The following is a 20,016-nucleotide window of genomic DNA, read 5'->3' as shown; positions in this document are numbered from 1 at the left end:
GTTAATGTCCCGCCTGCTAAAAAAATTCCTATTTGTTTTTATTTTTTCTCTAATTTTTTTTCAACCCGTTTTTGCTCAATCTTCTCCATCCTACCTCACCGACTATCTGGAAACTGATGTTTTTCTCAAACTCGCCCCCCAAAACATTCAGGACCGCTATAAAAATGCCATGATTATGCGGGCCGGCCCTAACCCTGATCCGCAAACCATTACCAATTTATATGGCTTTACCCCCGCCACCATCCAAATCCACGATTATCAGGTTGGCAGCCTTAAACTCTCTCAATTACAGCCCAAACCCCTCGACGACCCCCAGGCTCTGGCCGCCTGGCAACAATCTCCCACCGCCCAAGTCTGGCCAGACGTTCCTATGTTTACCCGCGAAGACACCAAAGGTTTTATCGAAGCCCCCTCTGGTGAAGTTCATGATGTCATTCACCCTCATCTGGCCCGAACCTATGAAGTCTCCAGCGCCCTAAGCTTGCTTACGCCTTATCAAAAAGAGCCTAAGCCCATCGCCAATTCTAATCCATCAATCGCCAAATTTATTACAGGCGAAGGCGACATTGCCAAAGACAGTAGTTTTGTCACCACCGTTACCAACGCCATCAATTCTCCCGTCACTTTTAAAACTTACACCCCTTTCTTAAAAGAAATTGCCGCTAATCTAATTGGCCTCTCCGGCGGTGGAATTTTTAATCTCTTTAATTCCGGACAGGCTTTTTCCACGGACATTTCCGCTCTCGGCCGCAGTCAACAAAATATTCCCAATCAATCTAAATTCTACTACCTTTTCCTCGGCTCAATTTATTGCGCCCAGCAAAAAGTTCAATCTTTCCTCCAGCCCTTCACCGGCCAAACCACCGCCATTAACCCGCTCTGCCAAACCCAACCGGCAAATATTGGTTCCTGCGATGGCACTGCCTTTGCTCTGCTCAACCCTCCCTCAACCACCACCGCTGAAGCCCAATCATACTTTACTAACTACATTCTGTCTCATTTAACCGCTGACTTAATCGACATCTACTCACAGGCTTCCGCTGAAACCGAAGTTCCCTGCGAGATTTTAGCCGCCATTCATTTTCGGGAAGGCGATAATAATCCTAATTTATCTCTGATTAGCGGCCGCCCCTTAGGCACGCCCGAACCAGACGCCGGCAATCAAGTCTTTCAAACCTTGCTGGAAACCGCTATTTATGCCGGGAATGAGCTTAAACACAAAATTAACAACAATTTAACCACTATGGACAAACTTGTTACCGCTCTTTATCGGTATAATGGCACCGGCAACGCTAACTGCCGCTTAAGCTATGGTTGCAATTTAGCCAATCACTCTACCGTCCCCGCTTGTCCTGTCGCCAACTGCTGTAACCTTGCTTGCCGCCAATCCTGCGCTCAAAGTTATAATCACACTGTTAACGATTTTGTTTATCCTATCCCTGCGGTTGGTTTCTGTCCCGGGCAATTCGAGGGAGAAGACAGTCCTTATCCGGTTAATATGTACGACAACCGCCATTTGCAAATGTATATCCTTTATTGTTTAGATGGAACTATGTGTCCCCCTCAATTAGATACCAGGCCTGGAACGGCCACGGTTTCTGTAGAATTCTATAATTATAATAAATAAACAATATGATCAAAACTTTTAATAAAAAAATTATTTTTGGTATCGCTATTATTATCTTTATCGTTCTTATCTTTGTTGTTTTTTCAAAAAAATCAAAGCCGACTCAAACTTCACCTTCCCCAGACTTTACCTCTTTCTCTAAACTAAGCCAGCCAATTAGCAACGTCACTCTCCCGTCATACACCCAGCCCCGGGACACGGCTCAACCCGCAGTTAAAACCGCCGTCAGCGCCAAACAAAAACTTCTGCCCAGCTTGCCGATTTATATTGAGAATTTTTCCACCTCTGTCGGCATTACTACCACCATCAATCTTTATAATAATCCTCTGGATGCCGACTATCTTATTCATTTTGATATTTACGGGATTGATTATCAAAACCCCACCACCGACGAAAACACTAACCCCAACATTACTGCTTTCAAAGAATCCTTTAATCACGCTAAAAATCTGCTTCAGCAAAAAGGCGTTAATCTTAAAGATCTTTATTTTATCTTCGGCGGCCCGGTATATATTCAACAAACTGCCGAACTCTGGATTAAAACCTTTTCCCTTTTAAATTAAATTATGTTAAAAATTTTAAAATTCTTTATAATTTTTCTACTCTTCACTACTCCCGCTGTAGCCGCTTCTAATCCTCTCCGCCCCAACCCCTTCGACCTCGTTCCCGAAGAGTCTCAAAAACAATTTTCCACCAGTAAAGACCAAATGACTGTCGGCACCGCCGAAGGAGGTGGTAATTTTTCCAGCTTTATCACCCCCCTGCTTTCTAATCCCAACCAACAGTCCGGTCCGGGCGGCGGGGGGGGCGGAAACAGCGACGGCTCACAAGCAATTGCCGACCGGGCCAAACAAATTACTGACAATCTTCAATCCGGCTTTAATAATTATTTTAATAAATCTCCTGACTATCCGGACCTTTGGAACGCCGCCCTTTTTGCCCAAAATCCCAATCCTACCAGCCAAAAAGCGAGCATTGGTAGTGATGACATGTTTTGGTGTAACTGGTTAGTTGTTAAATCATATGAAGTAACTGGCCAAACCGTTCCCTTTAGCTTCTCTGGCATAATCCCCTATTTTCAAGGTCAAAACAAATACATTGAAGGCGATAGTCTGACTTATCTTGACGCCCACCCCGGCGCCGCCGTCTTCTTTAAAATTCCTGCCGATTCTAGCGGTCTTGCCCATGTTGGCATCGTTTATAATGTTTCTCCTGATGGCATCGCCACGGCTGAATCCAATGCTCCCTATAAATCCATGTTTTATCCTACTGACACATCCGGGCATTTCCAAATAATTGGCAGCGGCAGTAGTACAATTAAAGTTGCCAGCTTTGGTACGCCATGAAAAAAAAACTGATAATTTTAATTAGTCTTATTTTAATTATCTTTATGATTTCTGTTTTATCTCGCCCCAAAACTAAACCAACCACTTCCCCGTCTTTCAGCCCTTCTCCCAAAAATCAATTTAATTTTAATGGGTTTAATCCCCAGGATTCTACCCAACAAACTCCGGACGATTTAAAATATAGTCAAGCCTTAACCGAACTTCACCAACAATATCCTTGGTATTCTCAGCTCCCGATTGAAACCAGCGAATATCGAATTATTTACGATTTTGATAAACAAAGTTTTCGCATCCGCTTACTCACCCAACCCTCAGAAACAATTAAACAAGTTGCGATCGATAAATTAAAAGCCATTGGCGTTGATTTAAATAAATTTTCTTATTATTTTCTTGAAAAATAGTTTTCATTGGTAATTGAGACTTAAAAATTGTAAATTATAAGTATGTCCTTCGAACCTGCCCAGCCGATTTCGGTGATTACCTGCGACCAATGCCAAGGCAAGGGTTGTCCCGCCTGCGATTACCGCGGTGTCTACGCCCTTCAGGATGACCAACCTATTACCTTTAATCTGCCTGATTTTATTGACCTGAAAACCCGGAAAATTCTTAAAAATATTTTTATTATAAAACGAGCGGCGCTGCTTACTGTCGCCTTAGTAATTATTTTTGTTGTCTGGAAAATCTTATGACCCTCAACGCCGTCGATATTAGCCCCAACTTCTCTCCTGATTCTTTACAGCTTCTCGCCAACACGCTTTTAGCCGAGGCCTCCTTCTCCCCCGACCTGAAAAAAATTATTTATCTAGCCTACTCTGAGTCTCTAATCCTCAATTCTCCTCAAGTCGAACCGGCTCATTTCTTAATTCCTTTAAATGATTTTTTAACTGATCCTTTGGATAAAAAAGCCTTACGTCAGGCAATCTTAAAAAATCCAAACACCAATCTTACCCCACTTCGCCAAGGCTCCGCGGGGTCAATGACTACATTGAAAAACTTTAGCGAAAACCTGACTCAAAAAGCCGCCACCGGCAAAATTGATGCCGTTATCGGTCGGGCCAAAGAAATCGACCAGCTCATCCGCATCTTGGCCCGCCGCACTAAAAGCAATGCCATTTTGGTCGGCGACCCCGGCGTCGGTAAAACCGCTATCGTCGAAGGCTTGGCTTTAAAAATCTCCCAAAATCAAGTCCCGGATTTATTAAAAAACATTCAGATTTACGCTCTTAATCTCACCACCCTCCTGGCCGGCACCTCTTACCAAGGGGGGCTGGAAACCCGGCTTCAGGCCTTAATTAAAGAAGTTAAAACCAGCGGTAACATTATCATTTTTATTGACGAAATCCACATGATTATGGGCGCCGGTTCGGCCGGCGGCGCCATGACTGCCGCCAACATCTTAAAGCCCGCCCTGGCCCGGGGTGATTTAAATGTCATCGGTGCCACCACTGCCGACGAATACCGCCGCTATATTGAAAAAGATCCCGCCCTGGAGCGCCGCTTTGAACCCGTCAAAGTCGATGAACCCAGCCGCGCCGATACCATTAAAATTTTAACAGCCGTTGCCGCCAAGCTTACTAAACACCACGGCGTTACTATTGATGACACCGTGATTGAGGCCAGTGTTGATTTGTCCACCCGCTATATTCAGGACAGATTTTTACCGGACAAGGCCATTGATATTCTCGATGAAGCCACTTCCGGTGCTAAGGTCAATGGTCAAGCCGCCATTACCGTTGAAGACTTGAAAACTGTTCTCTCCCAAAAAACCGGCATTCCTATTACCTCTTTAACTCAGGAAGAATCAATCCAGCTAATGAACTTGGAAACCCGGCTTCAGAAGCAAATCATCGGCCAAAATCAGGCCGTTAAAGCTATCGCTGATGTCATCAAACGCTCGCGCGCCGGCCTCAAAGACCCTAACCGGCCAATCGGCTCATTTTTGCTTTTAGGCCCCACCGGTGTCGGCAAGACGGAAACTGCCCGGGCTCTGGCCCGCGTTGTTTACCAGTCAGAAAAAGCCATGGTCCGCCTGGATATGTCCGAGTTCATGGAGGCCCACACTGCCGATAAATTAATCGGCGCTCCTCCCGGTTATGTTGGCTACGAAGAAGGCGGTCAACTCACCAACCCCATTCGCCAGCATCCTTATTCTTTGATTCTTTTGGATGAGCTGGAAAAAGCCCACCCTAAAGTTTTTGATATTTTCTTGCAGGTCTTGGAGGATGGCCGTTTAACCGACTCCCAAGGTCATTTAGCTGATTTTAAAAATACGATTATTATTATGACTTCCAACATCGACGTCTCTGATCTTCAAGGTCCGACCGACCTTAATGTATCTCGAACAGACTTAATGAAAGCCCTTTCCCATTACCTCCGGCCGGAATTTTTAAACCGCATCGATGATATTATTTTAATGAATAAGTTGGGTTTAGCGGAAATCAAACAAATCGCTAAACTACAGTTAAACCAGGTCATCAACCGCCTGAAAGCCAAAAACATAACCCTGACAGTTCCCGATACCACTCTGGATAAATTAGCCAAACTCGGCGATGTGGCCGAGTTCGGCGCCCGCCCCTTAAAACGTTTAATTCAGGAAAAAATCGAAGAGCCATTAGCAGAACTCATCATCGCCGGCAAACTCAAAAGCGGTGATAGTATTAATTGGACTGAGGAGAAAATTAAATGACCTACCAAATTCTCACTTGCCCCAACTGCAACGGCGTCGGCTGCCCCACTTGCCAAAATACCGGCAAAGTCCGGGTGGATGAACGCGAGCTGCAAAAACTAAAAACCATGCTCGGTCAAATGCCCCAAGCTCGAGCTCAATCCACCCCTGTCCCTAGCGAAGCTCCGATTGCTAATCGGAGCGTAGTGGGAACCAATCTCGCTGGCATTATTGCTTTTTCGTTCTTGTCTATCTTAGCTGCCGGCGCCGCTGCTTCCTGGTATTTTCTGAAAAACCTCAAGCCTTTTTTTGCCGGCCTAATCACTCTTTTTACTCTTGTCGGTACCCGCTTGGCCTGGAAAAGCCAATTTTTCCAATTATCCGAACCCGACGATTTCTTGAAAGCAATAAAAAAATAATGTTACTCGCCCTTGCTGGTTTTATTCTCGCCGCCGTCTTCCTCTTTCTCTCTTCTCAGGCCCTTTTATCCCGATTGTTCCGCCTTTTACCTTTAAATTTATTGTTTTTTATTTTACTCCCCGGAATTTTCTTGCACGAAATGTCCCATATATTAATGGCCGAGATTCTTGGCATTCGCACCGGCGAATTAAAGTTGCGGCCCGAACTAAAAGACAATCATTTATCTCTCGGCTCGGCCCAAATCGGCCAAACCGACCCCTTCCGTATGACTTTAATCGGCCTAGCTCCGCTTATCACCGGAGCTACGGTTTTATGGTTATTAATTAAATTTAATCCCGGCGGTTGGTGGTTAATTTTGTTTGGTTATTTAATGTTTGCTGTTTCCAATACCCTCTTCTCTTCTCCCTCCGATCTTCAATCCGCCGGCGTGCCGGTAATTCTCATTCTTCTCCTTCTCGGAATTCTTCAGCTCACCCGTCTTTCTTTCCCTATAGCCCTATTGCCCTATCTCGCTAATTTTTTCTCTTCCCTTGCCACTGTTTTCACCTACACCTTAATAATTAATCTGGTCCTCCTGCTTCCGCTTAAACTTCTTTTATCACATCACAGCAACTGAATTAGTTCTTTGGGGCTAATTTTTGTTTGACGTAAAATCAACCGCAGCGTTCCTCGGGGAATCGGTTTGGGGTGGACCGCCACTTGTGTCCAACGGCCATCCGCATGTGTCAATCTGACATGACTGCCTCTCTGTCCGCAAATATTAAAACCTAATTTTTTTAAAACCTTGATTAATTGCTTACCTTTAACATTACGTGGCAGTTTCATGCGGCTAAAGAAAAATGTAAATTTGCTGGCGGTGAAATTTTGGCTGAAGTAATAATTTGATCTTCCAAACTATCCACCGGCACTTCCTGATTCTTTTTTGCCAAACATTCAACCGCTAACTGAATTCCTTCTTTAATACTGATCAATACTTCTTCCACTGTGTCTCCATAATCAGAAATCCCCAAAGTGGGACAGTGTGCCACATAAACCACACCGCCGTCTTTGTACTTTTCCGGCTCGATAATAATACGGTAATTTAAAACTTTAGTATCCATATAAGTAAGTATAGCATAACCTCCTCAAAACTTCCCTGATTTTCTGCTAATATTTAAGTAATGGTTCTGCCTAAAAATCCCCCCACCGATACCGCCGCCGATTCTCCTCCCCCTAAACCGCCCCTACCGCCAATTTTTGATATTTCTACACCACCAGACCCATCCGAGTTGTTCAATAAACCCGTAACTATCACCTCCCCTGCCCCGCCGCCGCCAAAAGTCCAGCCGCAAACAACTCCAACCCCCGCCGATCAAACAATCCCCGTTGTTACCACTAAACAATTTGTTCAGCCTAAAACCCAGGCCGCCCCAAAAAACAACATTACTGCCGAAAATGCCCCGGCGCTCCAAAATTGGCTCAACGACCTCAAGGGGTATGTTTATGATTCTTTTGCCAAAGAAGGCTCTTCTGTTCACCGCGCCGCCGCCTACTCCCACTCTTTCACCGCTAATCTTTTAGGCAGTCTGGCGTTGTATCGCGGCGGACTAGCCAAGTTTTATTTTGACGAAGGCGTTTATGAAATGATTTTCTCCGCCCTGGGTCCGCTTGGCAATTTAATGAGCCAGGGTCGTGAAGGCAGTATTCGTCGAAAAATGGCCTGGATGAAAAATCCTCTTAACCCCAACGCCATTTATTATTATCTTAATTCTCTTCCCGCTCAGGCGGCATTTAAAGTTTTATATCTACCCGCCAAGGCCACTTTCGGCATTCTTGCCCGCGGCGGCGCCCCGTTAATTTCGCGCGTTACCTATACCAATCACCAAACCGGTACCGTTCAACAAGATTTTGTTTTCAGTCCGTTGCTGCGTGCCACCCAATTCAGCCAAAAACTGGCCGATGGTTTAGATAGATTTTCCGGCAATGTTAGCGATGACTTTCGTCAACACGGAGAGGAAAAATCACCATGGGAAAAACACGTTAATAAAAAAAATGACGAATTTAAAAAGGCATTGATCTCTCTTCAGCAAGCTAGAAAGTCCGGAGATAAAAAACTTATCAAACAGGCACGTTTCGATCTCAAGAATTTGCTTAATCAACAAGACGGTAATTTTTTTAAGGCAATCTTTGGCCGAGGATTAAACAATACTGCTCGTCGCCTCCGTCACACTAATCGCGACCCTATTTCTTTTCTTTTAACTTTAGTTGGCGGTGCCATTTGGGACTTAACCGCCGGTTTGGCTTTAAATGTTTTACGTGTTACCGCCACTAAAATTATTAACACCATTCCTGGCCTCAATGCTCTCCGTGCTCAAGCTATCGAATTTTTTAGCTCCAATCGCTATATGACCACCGCCCGCATCGGCGGCGCCTCAATCCAATCTTTTGTTAAAGGTGTTTTTAGCCCCACCACCCTGTCTTCCGGCTATTTAGGTTATCGGTTCGGCAGCCTGCTTACCCCCAATCTTTATTTTAATCTCTACGGTATTCCTATTAATGTCGGCGGCGCGATTGCTACCCCTATTTTTGCCGGCACGGGCGCCTTTTACAACACTGGCTTAAAAATGGCGGCCAACCCAACAATAATTGAATGGGTTTATAAATATGATGAGCTTCTTGCTAAGGCCACTGATCCATATTTATCTGTTGCGCAACAAAATTTTTATCGCGGGGAGTTAGAAAAAAACTTTCTTAATATTGATTCGCGCATTGCCAATTTCCGCCCGGGGCCTCTTTCCAATTTTGCTAAATGGCTCTACGATCATCCTTTTGCCAGATTGCCAATCAACGGTTTTGTTGTTGGCGACCTTTTATCGCCATTAATGCAGGCTCGCTACGGCTGGAATCCCTGGTTAACACGCGGAGTTTTTGCCGGCGCCGATTATTTGTGGCAAACCAAAGGCGCTTGGGGAAACTTATTAAATAAACAGATTTTGCAACCGATTATTAAAATTTTAACCCAACCCACTTGGACAATTTTCGGCAGAGAATTCATCAATCATTTCAGTATTCAAAACCCTAACGCCCTCGCTTTTAAAATCCGTGGGTTTTTTGGCAGAGCGTTTTACGTCGGTGACGCCTACTCTAACGCGTTGCTGGAAAGACCATGGTTAAATAGTTTAAAAAACCTTTGGAGTAAAACCCAACCCTATCTTAAAAACTTCTTCAATCCCGGTTTTTTCTTAGGCATCCAGTTTTTAGGTCCTATTTTTATGGGAATGGGGCTTCCCTTTTATTTTGCTTATCCTCTCGGTGCTTTGGCCGGCGCCGGAGCCTGGTGGGGAGCACATGCCATTTATAGCGCTATTGCCGGCAAAAGCGCGATGACTCTGGGCCGATGGACCAGTCTTGGTTGGACCGGTTATTTTGTTGGCTGGATCACTCAAGGACTATTGGGTTTATTGGGTATCCATGGTGCCTGGATGCAGTTTTTACCTTTAATCGGTTCGCTTAGTTTTCCGCTAATCAGCTTAATTCCTAGCCTTGGCGGTTTATTTTCCGGGTTAGCTATTATGGCTGAAAACGCTATCTTTATCCTCGCCCACGGATTAGGTATTTCTGCCTTTGCTGTTGCCGGCGCTATGGCCACTTTTGCCACCATTGCCTCAGTTGCCATGGTTGCCGGCTTAACAATCTTCTCTGTTTTTGTCATTTACTCCGCTTTTTGGGTGCCGATGATGGGTGAATGGCACGCCGGCCCAACTTCCACTAATTTTTCCATCAACACCAATTGCCATCAACTTTCCGATAACAATTATCAATGTTGCGCCAAATTTGACGTTACCCAAGATGTCTTCAATATCAATAATTTTCTTCGTCTAACAATGGATTTTGAGGATAGTCAATTAACCGTTGATTTGATTGATCCGCCCAAAACCACCTCTGCCCTCCGCAATACTACCGCTCTAAATTATGTCTTTGATTGGGACAATCTTACTCCCGCCAATTTTGGCCTGGCTCTACCGCCGCCTGAAGAACCTCAAATCGTGGGTGGTTCTCAAACAATGATGAGCTTACAAACCAATCTTTCCACTCCCTCTGATCAAAAAAGTAGCCTATACAACCTGCTACCGAACAACCCTAATCTCGTCAATTCTATCATTCCTTTTTTAGACATGCTGCAAAAACTCAGCCAGGATAAAATTAATAACACTAATTATTATCTTGAAGAACTAGCGGCCACAAAAACCATCCTTAAGAATCAAACAACTCTGCTGGAAAATATTTCTAACAACTTTAAATCCGCCAGTCAAAATAACGATTTAACTCAAATTATAGCTAAACTAACCAATATCCAAACCAACCTTAACGATGATTTAACTAAAAAACCCCTGGAAGAACCGAAAAATACTTGTGCGGTCGACGACCAACGTTGTCAAACCCACTTTCAAGAGATGCAGGGAATTTATAATTCCTGGAACAGTCCTCTTAACCAACTACTTTCCGGAGTCAGTAATTTATTAACCACTGCGCAAAATCTCAATCCCACTGATCAAAATTACCAACAACAATTTAGTAATTTTCAGGTTAATTTATCCGATGCTCAATCTTCTGCCGCAACACTATTTAGCAACAGTGAACAACAAACCAGCATGCTCACTCAAATTTACAACAAGCTTAACGGATTAATGACTGGTGCGCCGCCAAATTTAAGTAAAGATGATGCCAATTATCTTATTAGCGTCAATATTAATAATTTTAGTAATTTAGCCGATGCCGATAAACAAAAACTCTGGGGAATGCTCACCGCCTACTTCCCGGATATTTTTACCAACAGCCAATATTATTACATTCCCCAAGGCACAAACTATACTTTTTGTGCCGACACTGTTTATTGCCACAACGACCCGGCCATGTGCGCGCCTACTCAACCACAAACCGTCTGCAGCACCATTGAAGCTCAGACAAACATTTGGAATTCTTCCGCCTGGGCCAAACACTGTGTCACTTTCACCCCTACCTTATCCTCCCCCTAATCTCTTGACAAACCACTAATATGGTATATGATTAAAATCATGGTAAACCATATTAAGGAATTATTCCCAAGAATTGACTTAAAACTGGTAAAACTACAAAAACTTAGGCCTTTGCCGGCTACCGCCGTTAGAAAACTCCGGGAAAAATTCCAAGTTGAGATGACTTACAACTCCAATGCCATCGAGGGCAATAGTTTGACCCTAAAAGAAACTTTTTGGGTTATCAATGAGGGCATTACCGTTAAAAATAAACCCCTCAAAGACCACTTGGAGGCCAAAGACCACCACGAGGCCTTGGAATATTTATACGAACTTGTCCAGCCACAAAATCAATTAACTATTTCCGAGAAATTAATTCGCAATCTTCATCATCTCGTAATGAAAAAAACTGATGAAGACTGGGCTGGCCGCTACCGCCAAAGTAATGTTTTTATTACCGGAACTGACCATATCCCATCTGACGCTAACATCATTCCCTCTGCCATGAACAAATTTATTAACTGGTTTCGGGCCAATCGCCACCGCCTGCATCCGATTGAGCTGGCTGCCAAACTACATCATCAGTTAGTCTTTATCCATCCATTTTTAGACGGCAACGGCCGTACCGCCAGATTATTAATGAATGTCGTTTTAATGAGAAAAGGCTACCCTCTGGCTGTTATTTTGAAAAACGACCGGAAAAAATATTATCAGGTTTTACAACAAGCGGACAAGGATAATTATCAACCCCTGATTCGTTTTGTCGCCCAAGCAGTTGAACGGTCTTTGGATATTTATCTTAAAACTTTAACGCCCATTACTCAAAAGCGGGAAAAATTTTCCCCTTTGACAGAAATTGCCGCCAAAACCCATTTTTCCGCAAAATATCTGAATTTATTAGCCCGCCAGGGAAAACTCGAGGCCCACAAAGAAAAACGAAACTGGTTAACCTCACTAGATGCAATTAAACGCTACCTTGCAACAAGGGAAAGAAAAAGATAGATATTTTCTCCTTCCCCTTAATCTCTTGCCAACCCTTTTTCTTTCTGCTAATCTAATTTTAATGCCTACTCCTCTCAAAAAAATTTCTCTCGCTTTTATTTTAATTTTTTCGTTTTTCATTTTTCGTTTTCTTTCCCCCACTCCCGCCCGGGCTTCTTCTCAATTTATTGATGCCATGACCGCTCCCGGCATGAATCTCCAGAAATATATTATTGGTGAAGACGTTATTATGCCAGGTGGAACTCAAGGAATGATTTCTACTCTAATCAATGGGGTAACAGTTTTGGCGGTAGGCGCCAGAGACAAAGATGGAAAAATTATTTCCCAAGGGGCAACTGGTAACCTATTTACCTTAATGGATCAAATGTATCAACGACCGGCTGTTTCTTCAAAAGACTACCTGGCCTATTATGGCAATCGACTCAATCTTGCCACCCCGGCTTATGCTCAAGGCGGCGGCTTCGATTTTATTAAACCAATTATTGAAATTTGGGTCATTTGCCGCAACATTGCCTATCTTTTCTTTGTGGTTATTTTTGTTATTATAGGCTTTATGATTATGTTTCGCAGCAAATTAAACCCCCAAACTGTCATCTCTATTCAATTAGCCCTACCCAAAATTATTATCAGTTTAATCTTAGTTACTTTTAGCTTCGCCATCTGTGGTTTTATTGTTGACGTTGCCTATCTTGGCAATAACTTAATCTATAGCATCTTCCACGACAAACTTGTTGCTATTATCTCTGCCATTAACCCGGCAGCCAGTCCTTTTTGGAATGGTGATGCCACTCCTGTTAATCTTATTTCTGCGGCTGGATTTGGCTCTAATTTAACAACGGCCTTTGATGCCTTACTGCATATATCCACTAGCGGTCCTGCTTTATTGCTTAACCTGGTCATTGCCATTACTGTTTTATCTGTTAGTTTTAAGATTTTTTTCAATATGCTTACTGCTTATATCGCCCTCTTATTAATCACCATAGTCTCTCCGTTTGCCTTATTAACTGGCGCTATTCCCGCTGGCAATCAATCTCCTTTTAATATTTTTAAATCAATCTTGTCTTCGGCCTTAATCTTTCCCGCCACTTATTTTATGACCAATCTAGCCCTGTTCTTTTCTGCTTATGCTGGTATCGCTGGGACTAATTTTAAAGACATTGATCCTTTTAGGATTACCACCTTCCTTTCAACTAATCCTCAAATTGCCATGGCCTCTTTAGCCAGCCTTTTATCTCTAGGAGTTCTCATGACAGCGGCACAAATTCCACAAATAATTAATCAGGCTCTCAAGGCAGAATCTCCCCTAGGTGCTGGCACTGGTGAACAAGTTGGTGGTGCCTTAAGAAAAATTCCACTCATTGGTGGCTTACTTGGCTAAATTCTTCCCAATAAAGCTCCAGGCTTATTTACTAAACCCTCTCTTTTCTCAACTTTTTCCTCTTCTTCTGCATAAAAGGTATTTATAACCCTCCAGTAAGGCTCAATCTCGCTCAAGGTATAGTCGTCTCTTTTTGTTATTTTTTCCATCTTCGCCATCGCCTCACGGACCTGCGCCGGATAAAATCCCGGACTAGTCACTTCTGGCGCCGGAATAAACCCATTTTTAAAAAAGGGCATTTGAATCATCATTGCTCCTTCATAAAGATTAGCTACAAACGCTCCAGCTAAATGACTGTACGTTAACATTGAAAAATTTCTTGGGATAAGTTTTCCTGTTTCCAAAAATCTGGCAAACATATTGTCCGCTACTGTTCTTTGCTGATTTAAAAACGCCGGAGACTTAGACGGAAAGTGGTCTAAATACCATTGTTTTAAAAAGTCTCTATTTTCTGGTTTGTAAAAATCTTTAACCGCCTGGGATAAATTGGGATTCGCCTCAAGCAGTGGTAGCCATTTTTGATCCCAATCCTGAGTCATTTTTGAAAAAAACAATAATTGGTCAGCCTTACTATCAGTCAAACCATAACTGTGTAAGTCTACTCCTAACATTTCTTGACAGATTTTTATTTGTTCTGGTTGACAAAACCAACCAGGAATAAAAGCTGTTATTAATCTCGTTTCCGAATCATCAATCGCCATTGGATCAAGCATATGACCAATAATCGGTCCTTGTTGCCTATATTTTGCCAACTCCCCTTGGGCCGCGTCAAAATATGGCTTATATTCTGGTTTTAAAGTAGGTGTTGGGTTTTCGTTTCCTGTTCCGCCCTTATTCCCGTCGTTATGATGTATCAGCAACCCCGCCCCGTACGCATTTATTAAGCACCCCACCACTCCAACTCCTAAAAGGATCATCCCGGCAATCATTATTTTTCTTTTCCTCTTCTCTTCAGGAGAAAGTCCTCTTTTTTTCTTTTCTTTTTCTTCTGTCCAAACCTCACCGGCCTCTTTTTTAGCACCAGCAGTCTTTTCTTTAATCCCCCTCCAATCTGCTTTAATATTATCCTGCTCTTGTTCTAAAAATTTTTGTACCCCTAAACCGGCCGCTTTCAATATAAACTTAGCCTTAATTTTATTGTTATGAAACCAGTCTTTGGTAAAAAATCTAGGGTTCTCTGCCAATTTTCTCATGGCTTCATCATCACTCAAAACATCAGCCGCTTCTTTAAAGGCTGTAATTAAATTCGCCTGCTTGGGTTCCTGTCGTTCCCTAACCTCTCGTGGCAGAACTCTCTCAGCTTTCTCTGTTTCTTGCTTTCTTATTATTCCCTCTATTCTTGATTCTCCGGGCATATTTTTAGTGTCCTAATCTTTCTTTACAATAAATAGTTGAGTCAGAATCAGCCACACACGGTCCATGTATCCATTTATTAGTTGTTTCGTCTCGTCGCCAACCTGTCAACCAATTAATCCCTTTTACTCCCAGTGCAAATCCTATTGATACCAATTGAACCTGCCAAAAAAGACTCCAGGCCGGATTCGTAACTGCTAAAATTTTTACCCCAATGTTTATTGAATGTGAAGATAAAATAGTCGGAAGAGTACTAACGGCACTACTTATAATTTTCGTTGCTGCCGGAAGCATGCTTAAACTTAAACCATAACCGGCCGGAGTTCCTTTTATGGCTGTCAGAAAATACTGATAGCTCGTATTATTAGCCCGTTTATTTTGTTTATCAAAAAGCCCTGCAACAAAATCTATAACAGTGGCAGGTAGTGAAAACCAATCTTTATTCACTGCATAATTCAAACTAATCCCACCCTTTATATCCCGATAAGGAATGCTTAAAATTTCTTGTAAAATCTTGTCTCTAACATCTTTTGTAATTTTCCCATCAATATGATGCTGTTCAACTGATGCTCTTAATTTAAGTTTATCGCTTAAAAATACCCCTTTTTCTTTCCATCTCCCTATTTTCTCACCAATATCTTCAAGCAACCACTCGCTATAAGCTCTCAACACCTGCTCCAACACTTTTGGCGCTGGATCATCTTTTAATTTTTTTGCCATTTTCCGTCCCTCTCTTCGTAACACTCTTTCTCTTAATTCCAACTCTCTTCCCAAGAATTGATCGCCTGTTTCAGCAATTCTAATCTTAAGTTTATCAAAATAGTCACTCAAGTACTCACTAAATCCCCCTTCATACTTTTTTGCTAATCCTTCCTCGTCTAAACCAAAATAAGACAAAGCGTTGTTTCTCCATTGCCAATAAGTTTTTGGCATCTCACTCTCAGGCGTCTCCGGATCGATTAACCAACCAGTCAACATCATCTCCCTAAACCCCATCTTTTTTTCAATCTTTTTGCCATCAACCAATTGTTCTTCAATTCCTTCCCATAATTCATCACATTGTTTCTTATTTTTCCCATAGTCTTTTAAGGTTTTTTCCAATTCATTTAACGTTTCTTGATAATTCGGTTGTTTTTTGTCTAAATCTTTAATTGTTCTTTCTAGATTCTCAATTTCTTTATCCCAAAAGCCGGGGGTTTTAGCATGAACCCAAAACATTGTTGGATAAGGATATTCATTGGCGGCGGCAAATTCCACGGACACGCCTCTCACTTGCTGACCAAAATCAATCATAAAATCAATTGGGAATCTCTGTCTTTGCATAACTGTTCTTTTTGCATCAACATAATAAGTATCAAACTCCACAGAAAACAAATCGCCTAAGCCAATTTTTTCAAACTTATCATTTTCAATGCGTCTTAAAAATCCCGCTGCCACATAACTATCCATGGCCTTTTTTACTTTATCCACATCCGTATCCCCATGACTGGCTTGTTCAATCAATTGCCTTAGTGTTGCTATTGTTGCCGGATGATAAAGTTTTGCCGCTTCTCTTTCTGTTCTTGCCAACCAATAATCAGATTCATCTCGTAAAATAATTTCTCCTTCCCCTCCATTTTTCAAAATTCTTTTTACACAATGTGAATACATCCCCTTTCCCTCTCCTCCAATAATTAACAGTGTAATTATTTTCTGCAAATCCGGCATGCTTATAAAAAGTCGTTCCCATCTTGTATCCAACGCATTAGACGGTACCGCCCTTTGTTTTGCTAAAATATCGTCAATCCAGTTTTCATATGTCTGTATTCCATAAATTCTTCGCGCCGTTCCCACCACCGGATGAAAATGTTCGTGGAAAATTCTGTTGATATCAAACCTGTCGTAAAGATGCTGCTGGCTTGTTACCCAATCTCCTCCTGTTGCCTCGTACCCCAACAAATAATAATCCGTAATCATATTCCCCGCCCTGGTACTTAAAGACGTTTCCATTGCCATCCAGGGGCCGGTTAATGTCCCCTGCCTGGTCAAACCATCGTCTCCATAAGCATTGGTTAACTCTGCCATATACTTTTTAACATCCGGGAATTCCTGCTCCAAATGAATTAAGGCCATGTTCCCTAAGATTTTCCCAAAAGTGTTGTGGATTTGTTGACGGAAATCTTCCATCGTTACTAATATATGGGCCTCGTTTGCCCCAAATTCACTCTTTTCTCTAACTTCTCTGGCTAAATTTAAATTCGGATCGCTAAACCTACTGTTATTTATCCCCATATCCACATTCCAGGTCCTTTTATCCCTTAACACAAACTCCAATGCTGTAGCCAAAAACTTATTTCTTTCTTCTGGGGTTAGCCTATTTCCCGGCCTACTAAATACTTCAATTTCTTTCTTTAAATCCGATAGTTTCACTTTTTCATTTTGGCTCTCCATAATTCCTTGTCTGAATTCGTTCACTCGCCTCATGTTGTCATCCGTAAAGAGTTCCACTATCACCTCATCAGTAATCCAGCCTGGGTCCATTCCTGCTTCTGCCAAGGTTGCTTTGGCAAAATCCTTGTTTTGCAACCAATCAATTAAGGCTTGCCTGTCTTCTTGTTTTATTGGATTTAAATATTGTTTTTCCACTGCTTGTTTCCCTAGTCGCCGCGCCCAATTTCCTTCAACCCCTGTCTTTCCCTTCCATTCGTTATATAGTCCGCCGAAGCTTGCCCAGACAAACAGCCACCGGTATTGCTCCCGGTGCAAATAACTTTCTTCTAACAATTCTTTTGTTTTTGCTAAGGGTTTTTTCGGATCCTCTTTAAACAACATTTGTTTTTCATGAATTGCCGCTACAATTCTTTCATCAATCTCTTCTGGTGGCCTATAAAGCGGCGGCTCCCCCACCTTCATTCTGTATAAAACATCTTCTTGTAAAGCAGCATCGGGTATTCTCTTTAGGTGTTCCGCACTCCAATCCAAACAGGTTCCCACCACGGTTTCACTAAAATCCCGCACTTGCAACTCAAAATTAATTCTCTCCTCTCTCGACATATCCTCCATATCTATTTTAGGCATATCTTCTCGTACCCGACCACCAACTTGCGGTAAAATTTTATCAAACGTTCCGATCGGCAAACCCGTTGCCTCTTCTTCCAAACCGTATCTTTCCAAAATATTTCTATGCTTTAAACCAACTTTCCCAATCCAGTGCCCGGTTTGTAATAGTTGGGTTAAGAAAAAGGCTAAATCAACCTTACTGGAGGGAATTCCCAATAGTTTAGCTTTTTTCTTAACATTTTTTACAACATCTGTTACTTCGGGCATCGGCAAAGGCCTATTGGTTGCCGAATCGCGTTGCTGGTACCAATCCAGCATGGCTAAAATTTTACCCACATCTGGTATTTCTAGGGCAGCGGCAATAAAATGCCCGTGTCCTACTTCCGAAAGATGGGTCATCATCCCGCTTAGGTCTTTTTGAATTGATTTTGATGTTTCTGACCAAATTTCATGCGCCCGCCTAATCACTACCTCAGCCGTCCAACCCCAATACCCCTGAACCCCCTGCATCACCTGATCTTGTGCCCTCCCCACCATCATGTCTGTATCTTTTAACACCTCACAAATCTCGTCTACGTCTTTATCTGGCAAATGATCAATCACCATTCTTTTTCTGGACTCGTCAAAACTTAATTGATATGGTAATTGCCGATCTCCCGGCTCTGGTTCCTTTATTTGCCCCGTTCTCCCTTCAGCTATTTGGGTTAAAAAAGTATTAACTACCTGCCACCGTTCCAAATTTTTTTTCGTTACAATCACGTCTCTAACAATTGCCTCTGCCACATTTGGTATTTTCTGTTTTTCGTGTGGTGTAAATAAAGTTTCTTTAAATGGTCTCCGTAAATTTTTTTCTCTCAAAGACAGTGGATCAACCTCTTCTACTACCAAACTCGTCGCAATGTTTAAAATATTTTCCGCATTATTGTTCCCCGTCTTATCAATAATCTTCTTCGCCTGTTTTTTAATTACTGCCCCCCTAACATCCCCTAATAAATCTTTCGCCTCGTCTTTTTTGCCGCTAAAATTATGTTCCGATCGAAACTCATAACAAACCGCATCCCATATTTCATCTGCTGTAAAATTTTCTCCCTCAACCTGAACCTCTTCGACTCCGATTATTTTTAATATTTCTCTTAACTGCTCTTTTCTTTTATTTTGCCCTGCCACGTCTGGCCCCAAACTAAACTTCACTGAATCCGGTATTTTTTCCAAAACCGCCAACTCTTTTTTAGAAGCTTTCAAGTAAGACCTTACGTCCGCCACAGTCAAAGGTTCATTATTAAATGCCCTGTCAAAAATTTCCCCCTCTTGCCTGGTTTCCTCAAACTTAACTTCTCCGGTTTCTGTTTCTTTCTTTATTCCCGTCGGAAGGGTTGCTTCTTTTAAATGTTTTGCTGCGCCTTTAATTACCTCACTTGTTTCTATTCCTTTGTCATTCATATCTCTTTCATTCTATTTTAATCACCGCCTGTTTTCAACTATAAACAAAGGGTTTAAAAACCTAATCGTTTTTATGTAAATTTGCAGTTGAAATGCAAAAATACACACTGCATTGACAGGTATTCTATTTTTTGGTACAATTGTTTCATAACATGAAACAATTAAATTTGTCCAATAAACATTATCGAATTTTAAGCGTCTTTTTTCTAGAGAAAAAGCCTTTTTATGTTCGAGAGCTTGCCAAAAAGCTTTCTTGGCCGGCTTCAACCATTAGCCGCTTATTAAACCAACTGGCTTGTTGGGAAATCTTAAATTTTTCCATTAAAGGCAATTTAAAAATTTATTCTTTAAATCACTTCCACCCTTATCTTATTGACTTGCAAAATCTGGCAATCAAGCAATTTGGCCCAACCAAATTAATTCAAGAGGTGGTTAATAAAACTCCCAACATTGTTTACTCCTGTATTTATGGCTCCGCCGCAAAAAATAAACTAACCGCTGCCAGCGACATTGACCTTATCATTGTTGGCTCTCCTAATATCGATCGCTTAAATAAATCCTTTAATCATCTTGAAAAAGTCCTTGGCCGGGAAATTAATTATACGTTTTACTCCCCCGAGGAATTTCTTTCTGAAAAGAAAAAGGCTGGATTTTTAAAGCGCGTTTTAACTCAACCAATCATAAATATTATTAATGTTAATCGTCCATTTTATGAACCTGAAAATAAAATAAAAAAACATTATAGTTAACCT

At 42.0% G+C, this 20,016-nt stretch carries 16 protein-coding genes; 12 read left to right on the top strand and 4 right to left on the bottom strand.

Annotated elements, in window-relative coordinates; genetic code table 11:
• The first annotated feature begins 4 nt into the window (after window positions 1-4).
• The 8 genes from NTZ93_04255 to NTZ93_04220 are packed head-to-tail and all read left to right on the top strand — an operon-like array spanning window position 5 to window position 6,674.
• The gene (locus NTZ93_04255) at window positions 5-1,627 is read left to right on the top strand and encodes a hypothetical protein (protein ID MCX6817054.1); all 1,623 of its coding nucleotides are present in this window, start codon (window positions 5-7) and stop codon (window positions 1,625-1,627) included.
• A 5-nt stretch (window positions 1,628-1,632) separates the two neighbouring features.
• Window positions 1,633-2,190 (top strand): hypothetical protein, encoded by a 558-nt coding sequence (locus tag NTZ93_04250; GenBank protein ID MCX6817053.1) that lies wholly within the window; start codon window positions 1,633-1,635, stop codon window positions 2,188-2,190.
• A gap of 3 nt (window positions 2,191-2,193) precedes the next feature.
• Window positions 2,194-2,973: a hypothetical protein gene (locus tag NTZ93_04245; protein MCX6817052.1), complete on the top strand. Its 780-nt coding sequence runs from the start codon at window positions 2,194-2,196 to the stop codon at window positions 2,971-2,973.
• Window positions 2,970-3,374, top strand: a complete 405-nt coding sequence (locus tag NTZ93_04240) for a hypothetical protein (GenBank protein ID MCX6817051.1) — start codon at window positions 2,970-2,972, stop codon at window positions 3,372-3,374. Before NTZ93_04245 ends, NTZ93_04240 begins: the two co-directional genes overlap by 4 nt.
• A gap of 42 nt (window positions 3,375-3,416) precedes the next feature.
• On the top strand, window positions 3,417-3,662 hold the full coding sequence (locus NTZ93_04235) for a hypothetical protein (protein ID MCX6817050.1): 246 nt from the start codon (window positions 3,417-3,419) through the stop codon (window positions 3,660-3,662).
• Entirely contained in the window at window positions 3,659-5,659 is a 2,001-nt protein-coding gene (locus NTZ93_04230; protein MCX6817049.1) for an ATP-dependent Clp protease ATP-binding subunit, read from the top strand. Before NTZ93_04235 ends, NTZ93_04230 begins: the two co-directional genes overlap by 4 nt.
• On the top strand, window positions 5,656-6,057 hold the full coding sequence (locus NTZ93_04225) for a hypothetical protein (protein MCX6817048.1): 402 nt from the start codon (window positions 5,656-5,658) through the stop codon (window positions 6,055-6,057). Before NTZ93_04230 ends, NTZ93_04225 begins: the two co-directional genes overlap by 4 nt.
• Window positions 6,057-6,674, top strand: a complete 618-nt coding sequence (locus tag NTZ93_04220) for a hypothetical protein (protein ID MCX6817047.1) — start codon at window positions 6,057-6,059, stop codon at window positions 6,672-6,674. Before NTZ93_04225 ends, NTZ93_04220 begins: the two co-directional genes overlap by 1 nt.
• On the opposite strand, the gene NTZ93_04215 is transcribed toward NTZ93_04220, so the two are convergent.
• Window positions 6,662-6,883, bottom strand: coding sequence for a type II toxin-antitoxin system HicA family toxin (locus tag NTZ93_04215; protein ID MCX6817046.1), 222 nt, complete (start codon window positions 6,881-6,883; stop codon window positions 6,662-6,664). The two genes, NTZ93_04220 and NTZ93_04215, sit on opposite strands and share 13 nt — an antisense overlap.
• On the bottom strand, window positions 6,880-7,158 hold the full coding sequence (locus NTZ93_04210) for a type II toxin-antitoxin system HicB family antitoxin (GenBank protein MCX6817045.1): 279 nt from the start codon (window positions 7,156-7,158) through the stop codon (window positions 6,880-6,882). Before NTZ93_04210 ends, NTZ93_04215 begins: the two co-directional genes overlap by 4 nt.
• A 60-nt stretch (window positions 7,159-7,218) precedes the next feature.
• Between NTZ93_04210 and NTZ93_04205 the strand changes: the two genes are divergently transcribed.
• Genes NTZ93_04205 through NTZ93_04195 form a run of 3 tightly spaced genes read left to right on the top strand, consistent with a single transcriptional unit; the run spans window position 7,219 to window position 13,432 of the window.
• Window positions 7,219-11,073, top strand: coding sequence for a hypothetical protein (locus NTZ93_04205; GenBank protein MCX6817044.1), 3,855 nt, complete (start codon window positions 7,219-7,221; stop codon window positions 11,071-11,073).
• A 27-nt stretch (window positions 11,074-11,100) separates the two neighbouring features.
• Entirely contained in the window at window positions 11,101-12,054 is a 954-nt protein-coding gene (locus NTZ93_04200; protein MCX6817043.1) for a Fic family protein, read from the top strand.
• The gene (locus NTZ93_04195; protein MCX6817042.1) at window positions 12,011-13,432 is read left to right on the top strand and encodes a hypothetical protein; all 1,422 of its coding nucleotides are present in this window, start codon (window positions 12,011-12,013) and stop codon (window positions 13,430-13,432) included. Before NTZ93_04200 ends, NTZ93_04195 begins: the two co-directional genes overlap by 44 nt.
• Here the strand turns inward: NTZ93_04195 and NTZ93_04190 are convergent.
• Window positions 13,429-14,787, bottom strand: a complete 1,359-nt coding sequence (locus NTZ93_04190) for a hypothetical protein (GenBank protein ID MCX6817041.1) — start codon at window positions 14,785-14,787, stop codon at window positions 13,429-13,431. The genes NTZ93_04195 and NTZ93_04190 overlap by 4 nt on opposite strands.
• Before the next feature lie 4 nt (window positions 14,788-14,791).
• Window positions 14,792-19,264, bottom strand: a complete 4,473-nt coding sequence (locus NTZ93_04185) for a hypothetical protein (GenBank protein ID MCX6817040.1) — start codon at window positions 19,262-19,264, stop codon at window positions 14,792-14,794.
• Between the two features lie 152 nt (window positions 19,265-19,416).
• On the opposite strand from NTZ93_04185, the gene NTZ93_04180 reads away from it, so the two are divergent.
• A complete protein-coding gene (locus NTZ93_04180) occupies window positions 19,417-20,013 on the top strand; it encodes a nucleotidyltransferase domain-containing protein (GenBank protein ID MCX6817039.1) in 597 nt (198 codons plus the stop codon).
• Window positions 20,014-20,016 lie beyond the last annotated feature (3 nt).

This window comes from Candidatus Beckwithbacteria bacterium (assembly GCA_026397255.1).
In the GTDB taxonomy this organism is placed as follows: Bacteria; Patescibacteriota; Microgenomatia; order UBA1400; family CG1-02-47-37; genus JAPLVF01.
Note: the sequence above shows the minus strand (reverse complement) of the source record. Positions and strands in the feature narration are given on the sequence as shown.